The organism is Bradyrhizobium sp. 164, from assembly GCF_023073715.1.
GTDB lineage: Bacteria > Pseudomonadota > Alphaproteobacteria > Rhizobiales > Xanthobacteraceae > Bradyrhizobium.
In genome coordinates this window covers 1-1,051 of sequence record NZ_JADPKA010000015.1, presented here as the reverse complement: position 1 = coordinate 1,051, position 1,051 = coordinate 1, and the positions used below count along the sequence as shown (strand labels likewise).

Sequence of the window (1,051 nt, the reverse complement as noted above, 5' to 3'; positions counted from 1 at the left end):
TGTCGATGTTCAATAATTCGCTGATTGGATCGCGGTGGTCTTGGTAGCGGCGAAGGCCTTGGGAGTTTGTCCTGCCAAGGCCTGATGGGGTCTGTGGTTGTTGTAGTATACGAGATAGTCGAACAGTTCGTTGGCGAAGTGGTCGAGATTGTCGAAGGTCGCGCCGTCGATGACGTCGTCATCGAGGGTGCGCCAGAAGCGTTCGACCTTGCCATTGGTCTGTGGCCGATAGGGCCGGGTGTAGCGGTGTTTGATGCCAAGCTCGAGCAGCATGGCCTCGAATGGATGCTCGTCCGGCTTAGTGCGGGCAGCGAACTCGGCGCCGTTGTCGGATAGGATCTCCTGGAAGACGAGCCCGTAAGTGAGGTTGAGGGTATTGATCATCTTCAGGGTCTTGAACATGACCGGCAGCGCCTTCTTGGAGGTTAGGACCTCGGCCCAGGCCAGACGCGAGCAGCTGTCGATCAGGCTGATGATGTAGGCCGTGACTGGGGGTGGCGCGAGGAACATATCGCGCGGCAATTGATGCAGATCGACGTGGCCCAGCTCCCCGAGCTTGTCCTTGATAATACGGCGTTTCTCCTCGCGCATCGCCGGCGTGCGGCGGTTCAAGCGGTAGCGCCTCAGCACCCGATAGATCGTGATCGGCGAAGGTACCGTGTCGCGCGTCTCGCGCAAGACCGCATGAATCTCATAGCGGTTCATCCCCCGCTTGCGATGGGCGACGATCTCCGCCTCGATCCCTTCCGGCTCGCGCCGTTCCCGCCACTTCGGGCCGCGCCGCCGCGGCAGCAGGTCCGCTTCATCGCCGCTCTGCAGATAGCGATTGTAATACTTGCGGAAGGTCTGCGAGCAGGTCCCGTGGTGCCGATAGAAGTCGCCGACCCGGTTGAACAATGGCGATCGTCCAGCCTTCACCGCCTCATACTCCGGGATCAGAAAACGCCACTTCTGCAGATAGTTGCGCTCAATCGTCCGGTCATAGCTGTTGTCGCGCATCGGATCGTCCTCCGCTGGAGCGATCCAATCAGCGAATTAGTGAACATGCACA

The 1,051-nt window shown here is 59.8% G+C and carries 1 protein-coding gene; it reads right to left on the bottom strand.

Going from position 1 to position 1,051, the window contains the following annotated elements:
* Positions 1–9 precede the first annotated feature (9 nt).
* The gene (locus IVB01_RS05170; protein ID WP_247450984.1) at positions 10–999 is read right to left on the bottom strand and encodes an integrase core domain-containing protein; all 990 of its coding nucleotides are present in this window, start codon (positions 997–999) and stop codon (positions 10–12) included.
* Between the last annotated feature and the right edge of the window lie 52 nt (positions 1,000–1,051).